The organism is Mesorhizobium jarvisii, from assembly GCF_003601985.1.
Taxonomy (GTDB): Bacteria; Pseudomonadota; Alphaproteobacteria; order Rhizobiales; family Rhizobiaceae; genus Mesorhizobium; species Mesorhizobium jarvisii.
This window is the reverse complement of record NZ_QZXA01000007.1, coordinates 164,417-184,176: the sequence shown is the minus strand read 5'-3', so window position 1 is coordinate 184,176 and position 19,760 is coordinate 164,417. Positions and strand designations below refer to the sequence as shown.

The window sequence follows — 19,760 nt, the reverse complement described above, 5'->3', positions numbered from 1 at the left end:
CCGGTTAAGCGTGTGACCGCGGATGCCAAGCGATTCCGCGACTGATAACGCTTTACGAAGGCATGTAAGAGCGTTCATCGCCATCTGGCGGCGCTCCAAGGGAACGGTTGTGGGCAGGGACAATGAACGAACTGAAGCCGGTGCAGAGCGAATTCGTCAATGTCGAGGTGGCCAGTTCAGAGGGCGGCAACCCGGATCGCTTCGTCAACCGTGAGTTTTCCTGGCTGCAATTCAATCGTCGCGTTCTCGAGGAATCGCTGAACACCCACCATCCGCTGCTGGAGCGCGTTCGCTTCCTGTCGATTTCGGCGGCCAATCTCGACGAGTTCTTCATGGTGCGCGTCGCCGGCCTCGCCGGCCAGGTGCGCGAAGGCATCACGCTGAAAAGCCCCGACGGCCGCACCCCCGAACAGCAGCTCGAACAGCTGCTGCGCGAGGTCGAGCGGCTGCAGGAAGATCAGCAGAAGAGCCTTTCGGCGCTCACCGTGCTGCTCAACAAGGAAGGCATCGAGAGCATTACGCGCGATGCGCTGACCAAGGACGAGAAGGTCTGGCTGGAAGAGCATTTCCAGGACCAGGTGTTTCCGGTGCTGACCCCGCTGTCGATCGACCCGGCGCATCCGTTCCCGTTCATTCCCAACCTCGGCTTCTCGATGGCGCTGCAGCTGCGCCACCGCAAGAATGGCGAGGAGATGAGCGCGCTTCTGCGCCTGCCGGTGGCGCTGAAGCGCTTCATCCGGCTTCCCGATCGCAAGCACCATGTTCGCTTCATCCCGCTGGAGGAGGCGGTCGGTCTCTATATCGGTAAGCTGTTCCCCGGCTACGAGGTCAAGGGCTCCGGCACATTCCGTATCATCCGCGACAGCGATATCGAGGTCGAGGAAGAGTCGGAAGATCTGGTGCGCCTGTTCGAGACGGCGCTTAAGCGGCGGCGCCGTGGCTCGGTGATCCGCATCGAGTTCGACAGGCTGATGCCTGGGGAATTGCGCGATTTCGTGGCCGGCGAGCTCGGCGTCTCGTCGAGCCGCATCAGCGTCTTGACCGGTCCGCTGGCGCTCAGCCAGATCTCCGAGATCGTCGCTGTTCCCCGCGACGACCTGAAATTCACGCCCTACAATCCCCGCTTTCCCGAACGCATCCGCGAGCATGGCGGTGACTGCTTTGCCGCTATCCGCGAGAAGGACATCATCGTCCACCACCCCTACGAATCCTTCGACGTCGTCGTGCAGTTCCTGCGCCAGGCCATGGCCGATCCCGAAGTGGTGGCGATCAAGCAGACCCTTTACCGAACCTCCAACGACAGCCCGATCGTGCGCGCGCTGGTCGACGCGGCCGAAGCCGGCAAGTCGGTGACCGCGTTGGTCGAGCTAAAGGCGCGCTTCGACGAGGAAGCCAACATCCGCTGGGCGCGCGACCTCGAGCGCGCAGGCGTGCAGGTCGTGTTCGGATTCCTCGAATTGAAGACCCACGCGAAAATGTCGCTGGTGGTGCGGCGCGAGGACGGCAAGCTGCGCAACTACGTGCATCTGGGCACCGGCAACTACCATCCGGTCACCGCGCGTATCTACACCGACCTGTCCTTCTTCACCACCGATCCGACGATCGCCCGCGACGTTGCCCAGCTGTTCAATTTCATCACCGGCTATGCCGAGCCGACCGCCGAAATGCGGCTAGCTATCTCGCCATTCACGCTGCGCAACCGCATCCTGCACCACATTTCCGACGAAGTCGCCCATGCGCTGGAGGGAAAGCCGGCGCGCATCTGGATGAAGATGAACGCGCTGGTCGACCCGATCATCATCGACGCGCTCTATGATGCCAGCCGCGCCGGGGTTGAGATCGACCTCGTCGTGCGCGGCATATGCTGCCTGCGGCCGCAGGTGCCGGGCCTGTCGGAAAACATCAGGGTCAAGTCGATCGTCGGCCGCTTCCTCGAACACAGCCGCATCTATTGTTTTGGCAATGGCTATGGCCTGCCCTCAGACGAGGCGATCGTCTATATCTCCTCCGCCGACCTGATGCCGCGCAATCTCGACCGTCGCGTCGAGACCATGGTGCCGATCACCAATCCAACTGTGCATGAACAGGTTTTGGGCCAGATCATGCTGGGCAATATCATGGACAATCAGCAAAGTTTCGACGTATTGGCTGATGGAACCTCCCGGCGCGTGGTGCTTGAGGAGGGCGAGGAACCGTTCAACGCGCAGGAATATTTCATGACCAATCCGAGCCTGTCGGGACGGGGTGACGCGCTGAAGTCGCACGCGCCCAAGCGCATTGCGCAGTTCAAGCGCCGCAAGAAGAACGCTGCAGCGTCCACCTGATGCTGTCTGATTCCCAGGGCCGGCTGCAGGACCGCCGACCGCTATCCATCATCGACATCGGGTCGAATTCGATCCGCCTCGTCGTCTATGAGGGGCTGGCGCGCTCGCCGACCATGCTGTTCAACGAAAAGATGCTCGCCGGTCTTGGCCGTGGCATCGTTTCGACCGGAAAACTCGACCCCGAGGCGGTGACCCGCTCGATGGAAGAGTTCCGCCGCTTTCGCGCGCTGTCCGATCAGGCGGGCGCCGAGCATATGTATGTCTTGGCCACGGCAGCCGCGCGCGAGGCGATCAACGGTCCCGATTTCATCCATCGCGCCGAAGAGGTCCTCAAGACCGAGATCCGCGTGATCAGCGGCCGCCAGGAAGCCTACTATTCGGCGCTCGGCGTCATCTCCGGCTTCCACCCGGCCAATGGCATCGCCGGCGATCTGGGCGGCGGCAGTCTCGAACTGGTCGACGTCAATGGCGAGGCGATCGGCGACGGCATAACGCTGCCGCTCGGCGGCCTGCGCCTGCAGGACATGGCGAAGAACTCGCTTGCCCAGGCACAGAAGATCGCGCGCGACGAACTGGCGCGCGCGAAGCTGTTGAAAGGCGGGCAGGGCCGGCCCTTCTACGCCGTCGGCGGCACCTGGCGAAACCTCGCCCGCCTGCACATGGAGATGACCAACTACCCGCTTGGCGTCATGCACCACTACGAGATGTCGGCCGACAGCGCGACGAATTTTCTCAAGCAGGTGGCCAAGGCCGAGATCGAGAAGGTCAAGGGGATCGAGGGCGTCTCGAAGAACCGCCGCTCGCTGCTGCCCTATGGCGCCATCGTGCTGCAGGAGATCATGGCGGCGATGCAGCCGTCGAAGATCATCGTCTCGGCGCTCGGCGTGCGCGAAGGCTTCCTCTATTCGCTGCTCGACGAGGCCGAGCAGAAGGCCGATCCGTTGATCTCGGCGTCCGAGGAACTCGCCCGTTTGCGCTCGCGCTCGTTCACCCATGCGCATGAATTGGTCGACTGGACGGCCAAATCCTTCGCGGCCTTCGGCATCGACGAGACCGAGGACGAGGCGCGCTACCGCCACGCTGCCGCATTGCTGGCCGACATCGGCTGGCGCGCGCACCCGGAATATCGCGGCAGGCAATCGCTCAACATCATAGCGCACGCCTCTTTCTTCGGCGTCGACCATCCCGGCCGCGCCTTCCTGGCTTTGGCCAACGCCTATCGTCACGACGGCATCTTCAACGAATCCATCGCACCTGAAATCAAGGCGCTGGCTACGCCGCGCTATCTCGAGCGGGCTCGCGTGCTGGCGGCGATGATGCGGGTGGTCTACCTGCTGACGGCCTCGATGCCCGGCATCATGCCTAGGCTGAAATGGGAGCAGCGCGCCAACGGCGTGCTGGCGCTGGTGTTGCCGGCATCGCTCTCCGATCTCTATGGCGAGCGACCGGCCGGCCGCCTGGCGCAACTGGCGCGGATCAGCAACCGCAGGCTCGTGCTGGCGGTCGAGGGCGGACCGAGCGTGTCGGTCAAATAGGGCGCTCTTGCTGACTGAGGCTCAGGTTACGTCCGCACCGATAGCGAAACCGCGCCCGTCCGCCGACCAGCCGCCGGCGCCGGCCATGGCCAGCGCCAGGAAGCCGCCTGATATCGCAATGTCCTTCATCAGCATCTGCTGGTGCAGGAAGGCGAGCATCGCATCGCCGGCCCCTTGGCCGTGATGGCCGATGAAGCCGGCAACGACGCAGAAGGCCGCCAAAAGCAGCGCCACGATCCGTGTCTGAAACCCGATGAGGATCAGCAAGCCGGCGATCAGCTCGAACAGGCCCGTGCCCCAGGCGGCGAGCGTCGGCAGCGGCAGGCCTAGGCCGGCGAAATAATCGGATGTGCCGGCAATGTTGGCGAGCGCCTGGAAGCCGGATGGTACGAACAGCACGGCAAACAGCAGTCGCGAAACCAGAAGCAAAGCATCGCGGGTCATGGCCACCTCCCTTGCCGGCGCCCTCTGGGCTCGAGCCGGCTGCCCGAAGTCTACGCCTGTGAGGCCTCCGCCGAAACCGGACCGGCTATTCCAGACAACGAAAAAGCGGCGCGGAAAATTCCGCGCCGCTTTGTCGAGGCTTGGGAGGGAAGGTTCAGCCGCGCTTGGCGTCGATCGAATAGGCGCCCGCGCCCGATGAGGCCAGCAGCAGGAAGCCGCCGGTGATGGCGAGGTTCTTGAGGAACTGGATCATCTGCATCTGGTCGGCCCAGCCGGTATGGGCGACCAGCCCGGTGGCGACGGTGAAGATCGCGAGCACCCAGGCAGCGACACGGGTCTGGAAACCGACGAGGATGGCGAGGCCGCCGAGCAGTTCAATCAGGCCAACGACCACAGCCGTTGCGGTCGGAGCGGGCAGGCCGAGGCCGCCAAAGTAGGCAGCGGTGCCGGAAATGGCGGTGAGCTTGCCGAAACCGGAAAGCAGGAAAATGACCGCGAGCAGGATGCGGCCAAGCAGGATGGTGACAGAGCTGTTGGACGCGGTGCCGGCGCCTGCGGCGGAAGTGTTGATGGACATGGTGTCTCTCCGAATGGGTTGAATGACCCTGAGATAGACGATGCCGACTGTTCACCAAAGCCGCCGATGCGGCGACACATTGTTCACAGGTTATCCGTTTCCGTGAACGGCGAAAAAGCGCGAAATTCGTATCGGGTGATGCGGGGGCGGGAGTAAATTCTCCCGCCGAAAAGCACCTTACCCCGGATGCGTCATGTCCTCCGGGCGCACCAGCCGGTCATAATCGGCCTCGCTGACCAGCCCCGTGGCCAGCGCTTCCTCGCGCAGCGTGGTGCCGTTCTTATGCGCCGTCTTGGCGATCTTGGCGGCGTTGTCGTAGCCGATGGTAGGCGCCAGCGCCGTCACCAGCATCAGCGAGCGGTTCAGTGATTCACGTATATTGTCCTCCCGCGCGACGATGCCGACGACGCAATTGTCGGTGAAGGAGACCGATGCATCGGCAAGCAACTGCACCGACTGCAGGAAATTGTAGGCCATCAGCGGATTGTAGACATTGAGCTCGAAATGGCCCTGGCTGCCGGCGAAGGTCAGCGCCGCATTGTTGCCGAACACCTGTACGCAGACCTGCGTCATCGCCTCGCACTGGGTCGGATTGACCTTGCCCGGCATGATCGAGGAGCCGGGTTCGTTTTCCGGCAGCGACAATTCGCCGAGGCCCGAGCGCGGGCCTGAACCGAGGAAGCGGATGTCGTTGGCGATCTTGAAGAGTGCTGCCGCCGCCGCGTTGATGGCGCCGTGCGAGAACACCATGGAATCATGTGCCGCGAGCGCCTCGAACTTGTTCGGCGCGGTGACGAAAGCGATGCCGGTGATGGCGGCGATGCGATCGGCCACCTTTTCAGCAAAACCGACTGGCGCGTTAAGGCCGGTGCCGACGGCGGTGCCGCCTTGCGCCAGTTCCTGCAGGCCGGGCAGCGTCATTTCGATGCGCTTGATCGAGGAGGCGACCTGCGCCGCATAGCCGGAAAATTCCTGGCCCAGCGTCAGCGGCGTGGCATCCTGCGTATGGGTGCGGCCGATCTTGATGATGTGATTGAAGGCCCGGGCCTTGGCGTCCAGCGCCTTGTGCAGATGATGCAGCGCCGGGATGAGATGATGGACGACCTGCTCTGCGCAGGCGATATGCATGGCCGTCGGATAGGTGTCGTTCGACGACTGGCTCATATTGACGTGGTCGTTTGGGTGCACCGGCTTCTTCGAGCCCATCGCCCCGCCCAGCATCTCGACCGCCCGGTTGGAGATCACCTCATTGGCGTTCATGTTGGACTGCGTGCCCGAGCCGGTCTGCCAGACCACCAGCGGGAAATGATCATTGAGCTTGCCGTCGATCACTTCCTGGGCGGCGTCGACGATCGCCTTGCCGACGACCGGATCGAGCCGCTTCATCTCCATGTTCACTTCGGCCGCGGCGCGCTTGACCACTCCCAGCGCACGCACGATCGAAGCCGGCTGCTTTTCCCAGCCGATCTTGAAATTACCCAGGGAACGCTGCGCCTGGGCGCCCCAATAACGGTCGGCGGCAACCTCGATGGGGCCGAACGTATCGGTTTCGGTTCTGGTCTTTGCAGCGGTCACGGGTCTCTCCTTGTCGAAGTCGGCAACGGCGTATCGCGTTGCACAAATGGCTTCAAGCGGAGATTGCGCGCGAGACGGATGCAAATCGGTTGAAGGAACGCCTCCGCCTTCTCCCGTAAGGAAAGAGTGCGGAGGCGCGCGTCGGCTTGCCGAGGTCAATGTCCTGAACGACCAATCGGGCCAGCGCATGATGCCGAAAAGTGTGAAGCGGTTTTCGGATGACATCCGCCTCTATCTCTTTGAGTTAGAGGCAGATTCAGATTTCAGGTCGATTCGACCTGAAATCATCCTGCTCTAGCGGCGGACCAACAACGTCGATGCCATTCTTTGCGCAGAGCTGCACCAGTGCCGCGATGAGTTCCGGCGTCGGTTCCATTTGCGGCGGCAACTCCGGCTGTTTGGCGGGGCGGCCCGCCTGACGCAGAAGCGTTTCGAAATCCGCACCGCGTGTGATGGTCAGGGTGTTCGCCCCTTCGCGCGACTCAACCCGGTAGGTGTGCGGGAGGCCTTTCGGTGCAATGACGGTTTCGCCGGCGTCCGCGATGCGTTCGCGGCCGTCGATCTGAAAGCGCAATCTTCCGTTCAGGATGTGAAACACTTCGTCTTCCCGACGATGCACATGCAGCGGCGGAGAGTCGCCGTAAGGCATGCGATGCTCGACGACGCAGATGCCGTCTTCTCCAGCGGTCGATGAGACGTGGATCGCGACAAGCGTGTTGTTGAACCAGAGGAGTTCCTTGCCTGTGATGGTCCCGGGGGTCATTGTCATGGCTGTCTGATCCTTCTGTTGCCTGTGCCGACTGGGCTGTGCCGACGACGACCTAACCAAAGACATGCCGGCAACGGAAATCGAATGATCGTATGGGGCGAATTGATCTGATGAATTTGAACGCGCTCGACCTCAATCTCATCAAGGTATTCGACGCACTCCTGCGGGAAAGAAGCGTCACGCGTGCCGGCGAGCAGATCGGCCTCAGCCAGCCAGCCGTCAGCGCTGCGCTCAATCGCTTGCGGTATATCCTCAACGACCAGTTGTTCGTGCGACGCGGCAATGAAATGATGCCGACGCCGCGCGCCGAGAGCCTTGCGGAGCCGTTGCGCGCGGCACTTCGCGAAATCGAACGTGTCTTCCAGTCGTCAAGAAACTTCGAACCGGCGGAACTCGACCGAACCTTCACGCTCATGGGGGCAGACTTCTTCTCCATGCTGCTGATGCCGTTTCTGGCGGCACGCATCGCTGTGATAGCGCCTCGCGTGTCGTTCCGCTTTCTGGACAGTGCTCGTGGCGACGTTTCGCGGCTGCTTCAGGACGATGAAATCGACGCAGCGCTCGAGCGTCCGCTGGAGGTCTCCGACTGGGTCTCAAGCACGCCCCTGTTCCATTCACCATTCGCTGTCATCGCCGCGGACGACAACGCTGCGATCAGGCAGGCGGGGATCGCGGAAGGCGAGCCTCTGCCGATCCAGCTTTTCTGCGAGTTGCCGCACGTCCTTCGCTCTATCGATGGCTCGATGTCGGGCTCCACCGACGAGGCGCTTCGCAAGATCGGGCGAACGCGTCGTGTAAGCCTGGCGCTGCCGCACTTTCAGGCTGTCGCATTGGCAGTGGCAAACGGAAACTACCTCGCCGCGGTTCCTAGGCAGTTCGCGGTTTGGGCCGCGAAGACTTTGCCCCTCGTCATCTTTGAACCGCCACTTCCCATTGCTGTTCCTGAAGTCAGGATGTACTGGCACGCGCGCCACGACGACGAGCCGCCTCATCGCTGGGTTCGCAACCAGATCCTGGAGGCGATAGAGGCTCTTGGATTTCTGGAAAGCGTCGCCACTGAAATTGTCGGCGCCTAGCGGCCGGGTAGCTCACCCCGCCGTGTACCCGCCGTCGATCGCGAAAATGCCACCGCTCGTCCAGGCCGCCTCGTCGCTGGCGAGATAAACCGCCATGCCGGCGAGGTCGTCCGGGCGGCCGATGCGGCCCAGCGGATTAGCTGCGTTCTCCGGCTGCCGATGCTCGGATGGGACAAGTACGGCCAGCTGGCAGCCAGGGCAGGTCTACGCGCCGACGGTCGCAGGCTGGTGCATGGCCAGGCGCGCGGCGACGAAATCCTTGACCTGGCGGATCGCCTGTTCGCGCGAGACGCTGCCTGGTTCCAGGCCGAGCCGCAGCCAAAGCCCGTCGATCAGCGCGGTGACGCCAAGCGCGATTTCGTCGGCTTCGCCGGGCAAGGCAAGGCCGTGCAGGCCGGACAACAAGTTCGAACGCATACGCGCGTGCAGCACCTTCTGGATACGCGCCAGCTTCTCGTCGCGCGGCACCTCGGCGCACAGCGAAAGCCAGGCATGGCAAAGAGGCGGCAGGAACAGATGTTCCTCGAAATTGCCGTCGATCACCGCATCGAGCCGCTCCATCGGCGTGCGCGCCTGGCGAAGCCGGGCGACCACGGCGTCGCGTAGCACGGCGTTGGCCTCCCGCATCGCATGCTCGAACAATTCCTGCTTGTTGCGGAAATAGTGCAGCACGATGCCCTTGGAGGCGCCGGCATGGGCGGCCACCTTTTCCAGGGTAGCACCCGCAATGCCTTCGCGCTCCAGCACCGCGAAGGCGGCCTGCCGCAACTCCTTGCGGCGTATGTCGCTGAGACGCTTGAGTTTCACGGCTTCCATCCAGGCATTGCGAATCCACGTTGACATTTTCGTCCGTGCAGATCAAGAATTGACCGGCGGGACAATAAAAGGACCAATTGGTCAAAATCACTGATGACGAGGAGAATCTAAATGGTCCGCATGCTTGCAAATGGCGTCTGTATTGCAGCCCTGACGCTGGGTGTTCATGCGGCTCAGGCAGCCGAGGCCGAGCAGTGCAGGGCGGTCCGCATGGCCGAACCGGGCTGGAACGATCTTGCCTTCACCACCGGCGTCGCCAACGTCCTGCTCGATGCGCTCGGCTACCAGCCGCAAAGCTCGGTGCTCGGCATCAACGTCATCTACGAAGGCATGAAGAACAACGATCTGGACCTGTTCCTCGGCTACTGGGATCCGGCCATGGTCACCTATTACGAGCCCTACAAGAAGGACGGCTCGGTCGAGAATGTCCGCGTCAATCTCGAGGGCGCAAAATACACCTTCGCCGTTCCGACCTATGTCTGGGATGCCGGTGTCAAGGACTTCGCCGACCTGCACAAATTCGCCGACAAGTTCGGCAAGAAGATGTACGGCATCGAGCCCGGTTCCAACCAGTTGATGATGGACGCCATCGCCGATCCATCGCTCGGTCTCGATGGCTGGCACGTGGTCGAGTCGAGCGAGGCCGGCATGCTTTCCGAGGTCGGCTATGAGATCAAGGAAAAGCAGTTCATCGTCTTCCAGGGCTGGGCCCCGCATCCGATGAACACCATGTATGATTTCAAATATCTGACCGGCGGCGACAAGTTCTTCGGCCCGAATTTCGGCGCCGCGACGGTGACGACGCAGGTGCGCAAGGGCTATCTGCAGCAATGCCCCAATGTCGCGCAGTTCCTCAAAAACCTCGCCTTCGACATCGATTTCGAGAATGTCGGCATGGGTTACCTCATCAATGACGGCATGAAGCCGGAGGACGGGGCGCTGAAGGCGATCACGGCGAACAAGGGCCGCCTCGACGCCTGGCTCGCCGGCGTCACCACCTTCGACGGCAAGCCCGGCCTTGCCGCGGTCAAGGAGAAGCTCGGCCTGTGACATCGGTCACGCTGGAAGCGGCCCCGGATGCCTGGGCGGAGCAGGACGCCTGGGCCGATCGCAAGCAATTCATCAATCCAGCCGGCCTGGAGATCGCCTATGTCGAGATCTCGGGCGCCGAGCCGGCGCTGGTTCTGGTGCACGGCTTCACCGACACCAGCCGCAGCTTTTCGCTCCTGGCGCCGCATCTGGCCGGCCGCCGGCTGATCATGCTCGATCTACGCGGCCATGGCGCGTCGTCGCCGGGCAAGGGCTTCGGCATCGCCGACTTCGCCGATGACATTGCGGCCCTGATCCGGCATTTGCAACTCGATCAGCCTGTTGTCGTCGGCCATTCGTTGGGCGCCATGGTGGCCATCGCCTTGGCTGCGCGGTACAAGGAACTCATCGGCGGACTGGTGGTCATGGCCGGCACGTTGAAGCCCGATTTCGCATCGGATCATCCACTGGTCGCGGGTGTGCAGGCCCTGCGCGACCCGATATCGCCGACCGACCCGTTCTATGACTGGTGGCATGCCTGCCGGCCCGGCGTGCCCCAGGCGTTTCTCGCCGGCCTGGCGAATGACGCATCGGCCATGCCCGCGGCGCGCTGGCGCGCCATCCTGGAGGAGATTTGCCGCGCCGACCTGACCAGTGCGGCGCAGGGAGTACGAACCCCAACGCTGATAATCGCCGGCGGGTGCGACCCGCTGTTCGGTGAGGCGCACCAGCAGGCGCTGTGGCGTTGCTTGGCGGGGGCACGCCTCTTGCGTGCCGAGGCATGTGGCCACAACCCGCATTGGGAGAACCCGGCCTTTGTCGCTCGGGCCATCATCGAGGCATTCGAAGCCTAGAGCAGTTCACCGTTTCGCGGAAACGGCGGACTGCTCTAAATCTTCGTTTTGACGCAATTCCGGACGGAAAACCGTTCACACGTTTCCTGGAATTGCTCTAACGCCCGACCAGGGATCGCGACGTGGGCGACAGCCGCAAGGTCTCGATTGGTTTGGCCAGATCAAGATGAGCGGTTTGCCAGAAGGCCTGCCATGCCGGCGCGGCGGCGAGGGCGGCTTCCTGGCTTGCATGCGCCTCGGTGCCGTCGAACCGGGCGATGGAAAGGAAGACGTTTTCGCTGGCCCGCACCGGCAGCCGCGGAAAACTGTTTTGAGCATGTTCCGTGACAAAGGCGGCGAGCAGGCGTACGCCGTGCGCCTTCATCATGGGTGCCGCCTCCACCGCGAAGCGACTGGCGAATTCGGTCTCTGCTTCCGATCGCAAATGATGAATCCGGATGACAACAATACCGCCCAAACGGTTCTCATTGCTGGAGTTTTCCTGCTCGGCAGAAGCCGGCCGCTGAAGCCTTGACAGGTCGAAGCCTGCGCCCGGCCATGCCGGCTTCAGCAACAGCACATCGTCGGAATCGATCATCGTCGCATTGGCCGCGTCGCGGTGCGCTGTCCAGACCCGGCCGTCGTAGAAGGCGGCCAGCGCCTCCTTGCGGACATCCATGCTGTCGAAGCCGCGCAGCCAGACGAACATGTCCGGACGGTCCAGATCGCTGAACTGGCCGATGACAGTCATTCCAGTCGCCTCCTGGCTCTCGATGAATTCCCGGTCAAAGAGGGCAATCAGCGTTTCGCGCTGCCCTGGGTTCAAGGTGTACTGCCTCAACTCGACGACGGGTGAGGCAAGCATTGCGGCCTGCGGAGCGGCGTTCCGGGGCAGGTTCATCGGCAGTCTCCAAAAACAGGGTGATCATCCTGTTTATAAACAAACCGGTTGTCCTGTTTTGTCAACTTGCTATTGTCGCGCAATGTCAGCAGAGATGACCAATCGACCAGGCCCAAGGCCAAGAAACCGCGTCAACGACCCCGAAGGTATGCGCCGGAAAGTGCTCGATGTGGCCGAGGCCGCGTTTCAGGCGCGCGGCTATCACGCGTCCAGCCTCGGCGACCTCATGACGGCGGCTGGGGTCAGCGGCGGCGCGCTGCATCATCACTTCCCGACCAAGAAGGCGCTGGCGATGGCGGTGATCGAAGAGCGCGTGGCGGCAGCGGTCGAGGCGACATGGATCGCGCCGGTAAAGACGGCGGCTTCGGCGCGCGAAGGGGTGCGGGCCGTGTTCGAGGCTGTCGCGGCGGAACTCGAGCAGCAGGGTTTCGTGCGCGGCTGCCCGCTCAACAATCTGGCGCATGAACTGTCGCTCGCCGATCCGGATTTCCGCGCTGCCCTTGCCGGCATCTTCGCGGCCTGGCGCCAGGCGATCGCCGACAAGATCAAAGCCGACCAGCAGGAGGGCAGGGAGCAAGGCATCGATCCCCAGCATTTTGCGGCACTTGCCGTCGCCAGCTATTCCGGCGCCATGTCAATGGCCAAGACGGCGCAGGACGCAGGCCCATTGCGCGACTGTCTGGCGGCACTCGGCCAAGCCTGAGCCGCAGCTACGCGCGCTTGACGATGGCGTTCGAGGGCGGGCCAACCGACCCGCGCTCGAAGATCGATGTTGGCAGAATGAGCCTTTCCGCAGGACGCGGATCTCCCTTCAACCGCCGGATGAGCAATTCCGCGACACTCTTGCCAAGCGCGTAGACGGGCTGGTCGATGACGGTAATGGGTGGCGTTGTCACGCTCGTCCAGTCCGCATCATGGAAGGTGATCAGCGAAATGTCCTCGGGAACCCGCAGGCCACGTTGGCGGATCACCTTGAATATCTCCAGCGCTATGACGCTGTCGGATGCAAGGATTGCCGTCGGCCGATCTGCGCCGGACAGCACCGCGTCGGCCACCCTTCGCGTTTCGGCGGGGCTTGTTGCACCAAGCCGAACATAGCGTTCTGGCCGATCGATCCCGGCATCCCGGCACACTGTGAGGAACCCGTCGATGCGCTCGCGAACCGACGAGGTGTAGATCTGTCCGAGATCGCGGTACTCATGCCCTTCGGCGTCGACGGCGGTCACATAGGCGATGTTGCGGTGTCCGGCATCCACAAGAATGCGGGTCGCCCGCATAGCGATGCCGCGATCGTCGACCGTGACTGTATCGACGTCCAGATCGGGCAGCGCCCTGTCAAGCAGGGCAAGCGGCCGGCCTGAACGATGGATGTCGCGCAGGTGCGAGATGTCACGCGATTCCGATGGCGTGACGATCAGCCCGTCGACGCGCTTGCCGATCAACAGCCGCACGGCTGCCTTCTCAACGTCGATTCTCTCGCCGGAATTGGCCAGAATGACGTTGAACCCGGCTGCCCTTGCCGCATCGCTGATGCCGCGCACCGCGAGGCTGAAGAACGGGTTCTCGATGTCGCCGACAACCACCCCGATGATGCCGGACCGGCCGGTCGTCATGCTGCGAGCCAACTCGTTCGGACGGTAGTCCAGCGCCTTGGCCGCGGCCATGACGTCCGCGCGGATCGTATCGCTGACGACGCCGTATCCGCCGAGCACGCGCGCGGCTGTCGCTTTCGATACGTTTGCCGCCCGGGCGACATCGCTGACCGTTATCGACGGGGTCTTGGGCGCGGTTCTTTTCATCGGATGAACGACTACAAGAGTTGTTGACGGAAGGTCAATCTGGCGATAACGATTATCAAAGAGACCGGTCTCAATCAATAAGAGACCGGTCTCTTTGAAGAAAATTGCGAGCCGGTAGGCGTAACGGGACATCCTGCACATGCAGCGGTCGCGGTGGCGGGCGATGTCAAGCGCGGGCTCGACATAAATACCAACAAGAACAGACCTTCAGAGTGGAGAGAAGACATGAGCAGGACAGGAATTCTCAAGTCGTTGATGTCACCGATCCGGATCGGTGTGGTGGCTCTTTTGGCCATGGGCATCGGCGCCGGATTGGCTTCGGGAGCCGCCGCGGATGACAATCCCTATGGTCTTATTGATGCGAAAGTCATTTCCGTTGGGACGATGGGCGATGCCAAACCCTACGCTTTCACCCAGGCGGATGGCACGTTCACCGGCTTCGACATCGAATTGTTCCGCAACGTCGCCAGCCGCCTTGGATTCAAGCCGGACCAGGTGATCTTCACCGGTCAGGAATTCTCGGCGCTGATGCCTTCGGTTGCGAACGGACGCTTCGACGTCGCGGTCGCGGCGATCGGCACGACGGAAGCGCGCAAGAAGACCGTCGATTTTTCAGACGGGTATCTTGCGGGCTATCTCTCTGTGCTTACCTCGGACAAGGCGATCACGTCGGCCGACGGGCTCAAGGGCAAGCGCCTCGGCGTCGTGCAGGGGACGCTCCAGGAAATCTACGCGGCGAAGAACTTTGTCGGAACCGATCTTGTCAAATTCCCCGACAACAACTCCGCCGTTTCAGCACTCAACAATGGAACCGTCGACGCGCATTTCCTCGATTATGAGGCCGCCAAGCAGTATGGCGAGCGTTATCCCGGCCTCAAGATCGCAATCAACATCCCGTCCTTCGATGCCCCGGCCGGCTTCGTGGTGCGCAAAGGCAATGACAAGTTCCGTGGCGCCTTGAACACCGCCCTTCACGCGGCCATGCAGGACGGAACCTGGAAGACGCTCTACGAGAAGTGGTTCCCCGGTTCGCCGATGCCTGACCAGTATCTCCCCAAGAAGTAACCGCACCCGGCCGCCGGCACAAAAGTCGGCGGCCGGACCTTACGCTTCCGCGCTTGATGGCGGACGATGCGGACAGCGCAACCGAAAGGCGGGCGAATGGACTGGCTTGAAAACTTGCGGCGCAGTTTCCTCGACTGGCAGGCCATGGCGGACGTGCTGCCCAGCATGATCACCATCGGATTGAAGAACACCTTGATCCTTGCGGCCGCGTCCACGGTGCTGGGTGTCATTCTTGGCATGATCCTGGCAGTCATGGGCATCTCGCAATCGCGTTGGCTGCGCATTCCCGCCCGGGTCTACACGGATATTTTCCGTGGCCTTCCGGCCATCGTCACGATTCTGCTGATAGGCCAGGGCTTTGCCCGCATCGGCCGTGAAATCTTTGGCCCTTCGCCCTATCCGCTTGGCATTCTCGCCCTCAGCCTGATCGCCGGCGCCTATATCGGCGAAATCTTCCGCTCGGGCATCCAGAGCGTCGAGCGCGGGCAGATGGAGGCCTGCCGGGCGCTCAGCATGAGCTACGGCCAAGGCATGCGCCTGATCGTGATACCGCAAGGCATCCGCCGCGTCTTGCCGGCCCTGGTCAACCAGTTCATCGGCAACGTCAAGGATTCGAGCCTTGTCTACTTCCTCGGTCTGCTCGCGTCGGAGCGCGAGATTTTCCGCGTCGGTCAGGACCAGGCGGTGGTCACCGGAAACCTCTCTCCATTGCTTCTGGCCGGTGTTTTCTATCTCGTCATCACCGTGCCGCTGACCCATGTGGTCAATTACATCGACAATTCGCTGCGCGTCGGAAAGCAAAAGGCCGGCCTCGTCACCAGCGGCCTCGCCGAAGTGAGCGAACTGGAGAGCGCCATCAGCCGCCCACGCTCCGAGGCCGGCCCTGAAGGCAACGCTGCGCTTCCCCGCTTCAAGGGCGGCAGTCTCACCATCACCGGTCTCGACATGGCCTATGGCAATCTCGATGTCCTCAAGGGGGTCAGCCTGAAGGTCAAACCGGGGACGGTCACCTGTGTCATCGGCCCCTCAGGGTCGGGCAAGTCGACCCTGCTGCGCTGCCTCAATCGCCTGGTCGAACCCAAAGGCGGGGACGTGCTGCTCGATGGCGCGAGCATACTGGCAATGAAGCCTGAAAAACTGCGCCGGCGTGTCGGCATGGTTTTCCAGCATTTCAATCTGTTTCCCGATCACACGGCCTTGGAAAACGTCATGCTGTCGCTGACCAAGATCAAGGGCATTCCGGTGCAGGAGGCCGAGCGCATCGCCGAGGCGCGCCTAGCTGATGTTGGCCTTGCCGCCCGCAAACACCATCGTCCCGGCGGTCTTTCCGGCGGACAGCAGCAGCGTGTGGCAATCGCCCGTGCGCTGGCAATGGACCCGGAGGTCATCCTGTTTGACGAGGTGACGAGCGCTCTCGATCCCGAACTGGTGAAGGGCGTTCTCAACCTGATGGCGGACCTCGGCCGGCGCGGCATGACAATGGTCGTGGTGACGCATGAAATGGGCTTTGCCCGCAAAGTCGCCGATCAGGTCGCCTTCATGGATGAAGGCCGCGTCATCGAGGTCGGCACGCCTGCCGCGATCTTTGACACGCCGAAAAGTACGCGTCTGAAGCACTTCCTTGCCGAAGTGCTTTGATCGCGCATGAGCCCCGAGACGGCTCCAATCCAACCTCACCAGTGAAAGAATATCCCATGGCTACACCACGTTCGGTCTCAAAGGTCGTTGTTGTCGGGGGCGGCATTTTCGGCGTCTCCTCGGCCGTTCATCTTGCAAGGCTCGGCATCCAAACCGTCCTGGTCAATGATGGACCGCTCGCCAAGGGAGCCTCCGGCCGTTCGCTCGCTTGGCTCAATTCCGCGCGCAAGCGATCGGCTGAATATCATCGCCTACGCATGATCGGTATCGATCGCTACCGGACGCTGTCGGCGAGATACCCTGATGCCGCCTGGCTGCGTTTCGACGGTGGCCTGACATGGGACGCGGATGACGCCTCGAACGAGATCGACGATGTCTTCGCCCACGAAAAAGACCTCGGCTATGACGCGCAACATCTGTCCGCGGACGCCATAGCCTCGGTCACGCCAGGTGTCGCAGCAAGCGCCGTCACACCTCAAGGCGCGATCTTCAATCCCGGCGAGGGCTGGGTCGACCTGCCGTCGCTGATCGAGATATTGATTGCGGAGTTCGTGGAGCGTGGCGGGCAACTGGTCACCGATGCCGGAAGCGCCGCGGTCACGGTCGTCGACGGTCGTGCCACCGGCGTCACTACGACAAGCGGCATCAGCCTTGCTGCCGACGCGATACTCCTGGCGACCGGCGGCGATGTGCCGCGTATGGTTGCGGACTCCCGCCAGTATATCGCCGATGGGACGCCGATCGCGCTGCTCGTCAGGACCAAGCCGGTCGACTTGCCCCTTCGGGCCGTGCTCAACACGCCGCGCGTCGCCATCCGGCCGACGCCGGACGGAGCCCTCGCGCTCGATTCCGCCTGGTCTGAAGAAGAGGTGGTGGTCAATTCGGACGGCACCTATAGCGTAAAGACTTCGACCATCCAGGGGCTTCTCAACGAAGCCTCGAATGTTATCGAGGGACATCCAAAGTTGGAATTGCAAAGCTACGGTGTCGGACCCAAGCCGATCCCCGGAGACGGCGAGCCGGTCTTTGGCCAGTTGAAGGATATCCAGGGATATTATGTTGCCTTCAGCCACAGCGGCGCAACGCTTGGCCTGATCGCGGGCGAGCTGCTTGCCGGCGAGATCGCCAGCGGCATTGAGCATCCACTGCTTGCGAACTTCCGTCCAAGCCGCTTTTGATCAGACCAGTCCAAAGGCTTCTTTCGCGCCATGGACCCTCTACTCGGCCAGCGGCTTGATCGTCTCGTAGCCGTTGACCGATTCCGCGCTGGTGCCTTCATCATAGCGCCGGGCAAGGGACGCCTGCAGATCGGGCGCATAAAGCGCGGTGCACGTATCGAGCGTCTCGCCGGCGCCGTTCTTGAAGGTCTCCTTGACAGCCAGAACGTTGTATTTGCAGCCGCCTAGGCTGAAGGTTTCCTTGCCCTCGACGACCAGCGTCAACGTCTTGGTGGCCTTCGGCTGCTTGGCCGGCGACAGCTCGACGAACTCGATCGTGCTCTTGGTTCCCGCCTTCAGCGGAAACAGTTTTCGCAGGTCGGAAAACGGGATCATTGCCAGCCGGCCGATGTCGCTGTCGCGAAAAACCTCGATCAGGCCAGCGAACAGGAACTGCTTTTGCGGTGACTGCGACTCATAGGTGTTGGCGACGGAGATCATCCCGCCGGCGACGGGCCGAAACTCGCTTTGAATGCCTGGCCGTGCCAGGATGCCCCGTTTTTCGCGGACTTCGCATCGACACATGGACCGGCAAACGCAACACCTGCCGGCAGCAAAACCGCCAATGCCATGCCGATAAGCGCGCTCTTCATGGCTTTCCCCGTTTCTTGCGAATACAAGCGCAGGTAGAAGTTGGCAGACGTTCATGGCGATGTCGATGGTCAAGGCAGTGCCGGTATTGCCGAAACTGGACGGACGGACGTCGCTTGTGCTGAAATTCCGCCGATGATGAATCACCAGGGGCCACAATTGCTGTCACGTCGCAGCTTTCTGATGCAGGCCGCGGGTCTTGCCGCGGCCGGCGCGCTTTCACGCCCGGCGTTCGGCCAGACCGGGCAGCGCATCCAGCCCATCGACGCCACCTTCCTGTTCATCGCCGATGTCCATGCCTGCCGCATGGCAAGCGGCCTCAGCCCCAACTGCCAGCAGGAGGGCAAGACCCACGTCGCGCTGCTGCGCAATGTCGCGGCGCTGAACGCCATCAACGACAAGCACTGGCCGGCCGAGATCAACGGCGTCGCCACCGGCTCGCGTTCGGCCGGCAACCGGATCGGCATGCCGCTCGGTCTTGTCGTCGGCGGCGACATCACCGACGATGGCGGTGGCCAGATCACCCAGCCGAGCGAGGGCACGCAACTGCTTCAGTTCAGCCAGCGCTATAGCCAAGGCGTTGGCCCGGATCGCGTCCACATGCCGGTCTATGTCGGGCTCGGAAACCATGATCTCGACCAGAACGGTCCGTCGCATCATGTCGATTGGTACCGGCGTGAACTGCGCGACTATGTCGAGGTCAACCACCGCCCCGGCGTGTTCTTCAAGCCACCGGTGCCGGCCACCAGCTACGATGTCGACACTGACTGCTATTCATGGGACTGGGGCGGCCTGCACCTCGTCCAGACGCATCGTTTCACCGGCGACACCGGTCACGGCGCCGACTCGAGCCTGCCTTGGCTCAAGCAGGATCTGGCGACCTATGCGGCGGATGGCCGCCCCGTCATCCTGTTCCAGCACTACGGCTGGGACACGTTTTCGACGGAGCGATGGGATCCCGCCAAGCGCACCTACGACGAAAAGGGCGCCGGTGCGCCGCACTGGTGGGGCGAGGCCGACAGGCAGGCGCTGTTGGCGGTGCTGAAGGGCTACAATGTCGTCGGCATTTTCCACGGCCACCAGCATGACACGCCGCTGATCTACCGCCGTGACGGGCTCGACCTGTTCAAGCCGAAGGCCGCTTATATGGGAGGGTTCGCCGTGGCCCGGGTGACCAGCGATGGCATGGACGTGGCGCTGGGCGAGGCGACCGACGACCAAGGCGGGGTCAACTTCACCAACGCCTTCAGCAAGGGCTGGAGCACGTGAAAAAGGCGGCCCTTGACGGCCGCCTTTCCGAAGGCCACGACATGTCTCGATGTGGGATCAGAACGCCTTCTTGACCTTGTCCTTCATGTCGCCATAGGCCTTCTGCACTTTGCCGGCGACCTTGTCGGCCATTCCCTCGGCTTGGGTCCGCCTGTTGCCGGTCGCCTTGCCGGCAGCCTGTTTGACCGAACCCTTGACCTGCTTGGCCAGACCAGCGACCTGATCCTTGTTCACCATGTTCCGCATCTCCCGGGAGTTTGAATTCGGGGCAATTCGTCCGCCGGGAACAAACGGACCGGTGT

Annotated in this window: 21 protein-coding genes; 10 read left to right on the top strand and 11 right to left on the bottom strand. The window is 62.5% G+C overall.

All coding sequences use genetic code 11. The annotated features are described in order from the left end of the window. The first annotated feature begins 122 nt into the window (after positions 1 to 122). Positions 123 to 2,324 (top strand): RNA degradosome polyphosphate kinase, encoded by a 2,202-nt coding sequence (locus D3242_RS19065; RefSeq protein WP_027046695.1) that lies wholly within the window; start codon positions 123 to 125, stop codon positions 2,322 to 2,324. Next, positions 2,324 to 3,859 (top strand): exopolyphosphatase, encoded by a 1,536-nt coding sequence (gene ppx, locus D3242_RS19060; RefSeq protein ID WP_064984881.1) that lies wholly within the window; start codon positions 2,324 to 2,326, stop codon positions 3,857 to 3,859. The genes D3242_RS19065 and ppx overlap by 1 nt, the downstream gene beginning before the upstream one ends. 21 nt (positions 3,860 to 3,880) lie before the next feature. On the opposite strand, the gene D3242_RS19055 is transcribed toward ppx, so the two are convergent. The 4 genes from D3242_RS19055 to D3242_RS19040 all read right to left on the bottom strand — a co-directional run bounded on the left by D3242_RS19055 (position 3,881) and on the right by D3242_RS19040 (position 7,224). After that, the gene (locus D3242_RS19055; RefSeq protein WP_064984879.1) at positions 3,881 to 4,303 is read right to left on the bottom strand and encodes a DoxX family protein; all 423 of its coding nucleotides are present in this window, start codon (positions 4,301 to 4,303) and stop codon (positions 3,881 to 3,883) included. 154 nt (positions 4,304 to 4,457) lie between these two features. After that, positions 4,458 to 4,880, bottom strand: a complete 423-nt coding sequence (locus D3242_RS19050; protein WP_019857403.1) for a DoxX family protein — start codon at positions 4,878 to 4,880, stop codon at positions 4,458 to 4,460. 177 nt (positions 4,881 to 5,057) lie between these two features. Further along, positions 5,058 to 6,455, bottom strand: a complete 1,398-nt coding sequence (fumC, locus tag D3242_RS19045; protein ID WP_038646004.1) for a class II fumarate hydratase — start codon at positions 6,453 to 6,455, stop codon at positions 5,058 to 5,060. Between the two features lie 256 nt (positions 6,456 to 6,711). Continuing rightward, complete coding sequence (locus tag D3242_RS19040) at positions 6,712 to 7,224, bottom strand: cupin domain-containing protein (protein WP_051112825.1); 513 nt, start codon at positions 7,222 to 7,224, stop codon at positions 6,712 to 6,714. Between the two features lie 110 nt (positions 7,225 to 7,334). Between D3242_RS19040 and D3242_RS19035 the strand changes: the two genes are divergently transcribed. Next, positions 7,335 to 8,300, top strand: a complete 966-nt coding sequence (locus tag D3242_RS19035; protein WP_019857406.1) for a LysR family transcriptional regulator — start codon at positions 7,335 to 7,337, stop codon at positions 8,298 to 8,300. A gap of 12 nt (positions 8,301 to 8,312) precedes the next feature. Here D3242_RS19035 and D3242_RS19030 read toward each other — a convergent pair whose 3' ends face one another. Next, positions 8,313 to 8,396: a hypothetical protein gene (locus tag D3242_RS19030; RefSeq protein WP_245307261.1), complete on the bottom strand. Its 84-nt coding sequence runs from the start codon at positions 8,394 to 8,396 to the stop codon at positions 8,313 to 8,315. A gap of 108 nt (positions 8,397 to 8,504) precedes the next feature. Next, complete coding sequence (gene betI, locus D3242_RS19025) at positions 8,505 to 9,143, bottom strand: choline-binding transcriptional repressor BetI (RefSeq protein ID WP_020628828.1); 639 nt, start codon at positions 9,141 to 9,143, stop codon at positions 8,505 to 8,507. Positions 9,144 to 9,227: 84 nt separating this feature from the next. Here betI and choX point away from each other — a divergent pair, with 84 nt between their 5' ends. Then, positions 9,228 to 10,166 carry a choline ABC transporter substrate-binding protein gene (choX, locus tag D3242_RS19020; RefSeq protein ID WP_019857408.1) on the top strand — a complete coding sequence of 313 codons (939 nt, stop codon included), beginning with the start codon at positions 9,228 to 9,230 and terminating at the stop codon, positions 10,164 to 10,166. Further along, entirely contained in the window at positions 10,163 to 10,999 is an 837-nt protein-coding gene (locus D3242_RS19015) for an alpha/beta fold hydrolase (protein WP_051726772.1), read from the top strand. Before choX ends, D3242_RS19015 begins: the two co-directional genes overlap by 4 nt. Positions 11,000 to 11,096: 97 nt before the next feature. Here D3242_RS19015 and D3242_RS19010 read toward each other — a convergent pair whose 3' ends face one another. After that, entirely contained in the window at positions 11,097 to 11,879 is a 783-nt protein-coding gene (locus D3242_RS19010) for an NIPSNAP family protein (RefSeq protein ID WP_019857410.1), read from the bottom strand. A 94-nt stretch (positions 11,880 to 11,973) separates the two neighbouring features. Between D3242_RS19010 and D3242_RS19005 the strand changes: the two genes are divergently transcribed. After that, positions 11,974 to 12,582, top strand: a complete 609-nt coding sequence (locus D3242_RS19005; RefSeq protein WP_064984877.1) for a TetR/AcrR family transcriptional regulator — start codon at positions 11,974 to 11,976, stop codon at positions 12,580 to 12,582. A gap of 7 nt (positions 12,583 to 12,589) precedes the next feature. Here the strand turns inward: D3242_RS19005 and D3242_RS19000 are convergent, their stop codons facing one another. Further along, the gene (locus D3242_RS19000; protein ID WP_064984876.1) at positions 12,590 to 13,678 is read right to left on the bottom strand and encodes a LacI family DNA-binding transcriptional regulator; all 1,089 of its coding nucleotides are present in this window, start codon (positions 13,676 to 13,678) and stop codon (positions 12,590 to 12,592) included. Positions 13,679 to 13,903: 225 nt separating this feature from the next. On the opposite strand from D3242_RS19000, the gene D3242_RS18995 reads away from it, so the two are divergent. The 3 genes from D3242_RS18995 to D3242_RS18985 all read left to right on the top strand — a co-directional run bounded on the left by D3242_RS18995 (position 13,904) and on the right by D3242_RS18985 (position 17,559). Continuing rightward, positions 13,904 to 14,743: an ABC transporter substrate-binding protein gene (locus D3242_RS18995; protein ID WP_027046697.1), complete on the top strand. Its 840-nt coding sequence runs from the start codon at positions 13,904 to 13,906 to the stop codon at positions 14,741 to 14,743. Between the two features lie 96 nt (positions 14,744 to 14,839). Further along, positions 14,840 to 16,381, top strand: coding sequence for an amino acid ABC transporter permease/ATP-binding protein (locus D3242_RS34280; protein WP_027046698.1), 1,542 nt, complete (start codon positions 14,840 to 14,842; stop codon positions 16,379 to 16,381). A 56-nt stretch (positions 16,382 to 16,437) separates the two neighbouring features. Beyond that, positions 16,438 to 17,559, top strand: a complete 1,122-nt coding sequence (locus D3242_RS18985; protein ID WP_064984874.1) for an NAD(P)/FAD-dependent oxidoreductase — start codon at positions 16,438 to 16,440, stop codon at positions 17,557 to 17,559. Positions 17,560 to 17,598: 39 nt separating this feature from the next. Here the strand turns inward: D3242_RS18985 and D3242_RS18980 are convergent, their stop codons facing one another. Both D3242_RS18980 and D3242_RS33970 read right to left on the bottom strand, forming a co-directional pair. Further along, positions 17,599 to 18,039 (bottom strand): hypothetical protein, encoded by a 441-nt coding sequence (locus D3242_RS18980; protein ID WP_019857415.1) that lies wholly within the window; start codon positions 18,037 to 18,039, stop codon positions 17,599 to 17,601. After that, positions 18,036 to 18,191, bottom strand: a complete 156-nt coding sequence (locus tag D3242_RS33970; protein ID WP_019857416.1) for a hypothetical protein — start codon at positions 18,189 to 18,191, stop codon at positions 18,036 to 18,038. Before D3242_RS33970 ends, D3242_RS18980 begins: the two co-directional genes overlap by 4 nt. 133 nt (positions 18,192 to 18,324) lie before the next feature. On the opposite strand from D3242_RS33970, the gene D3242_RS18975 reads away from it, so the two are divergent. After that, positions 18,325 to 19,458, top strand: a complete 1,134-nt coding sequence (locus D3242_RS18975) for a metallophosphoesterase (RefSeq protein WP_064984872.1) — start codon at positions 18,325 to 18,327, stop codon at positions 19,456 to 19,458. Positions 19,459 to 19,515: 57 nt separating this feature from the next. Here the strand turns inward: D3242_RS18975 and D3242_RS18970 are convergent, their stop codons facing one another. After that, positions 19,516 to 19,704, bottom strand: a complete 189-nt coding sequence (locus D3242_RS18970; protein ID WP_167470437.1) for a CsbD family protein — start codon at positions 19,702 to 19,704, stop codon at positions 19,516 to 19,518. Between the last annotated feature and the right edge of the window lie 56 nt (positions 19,705 to 19,760).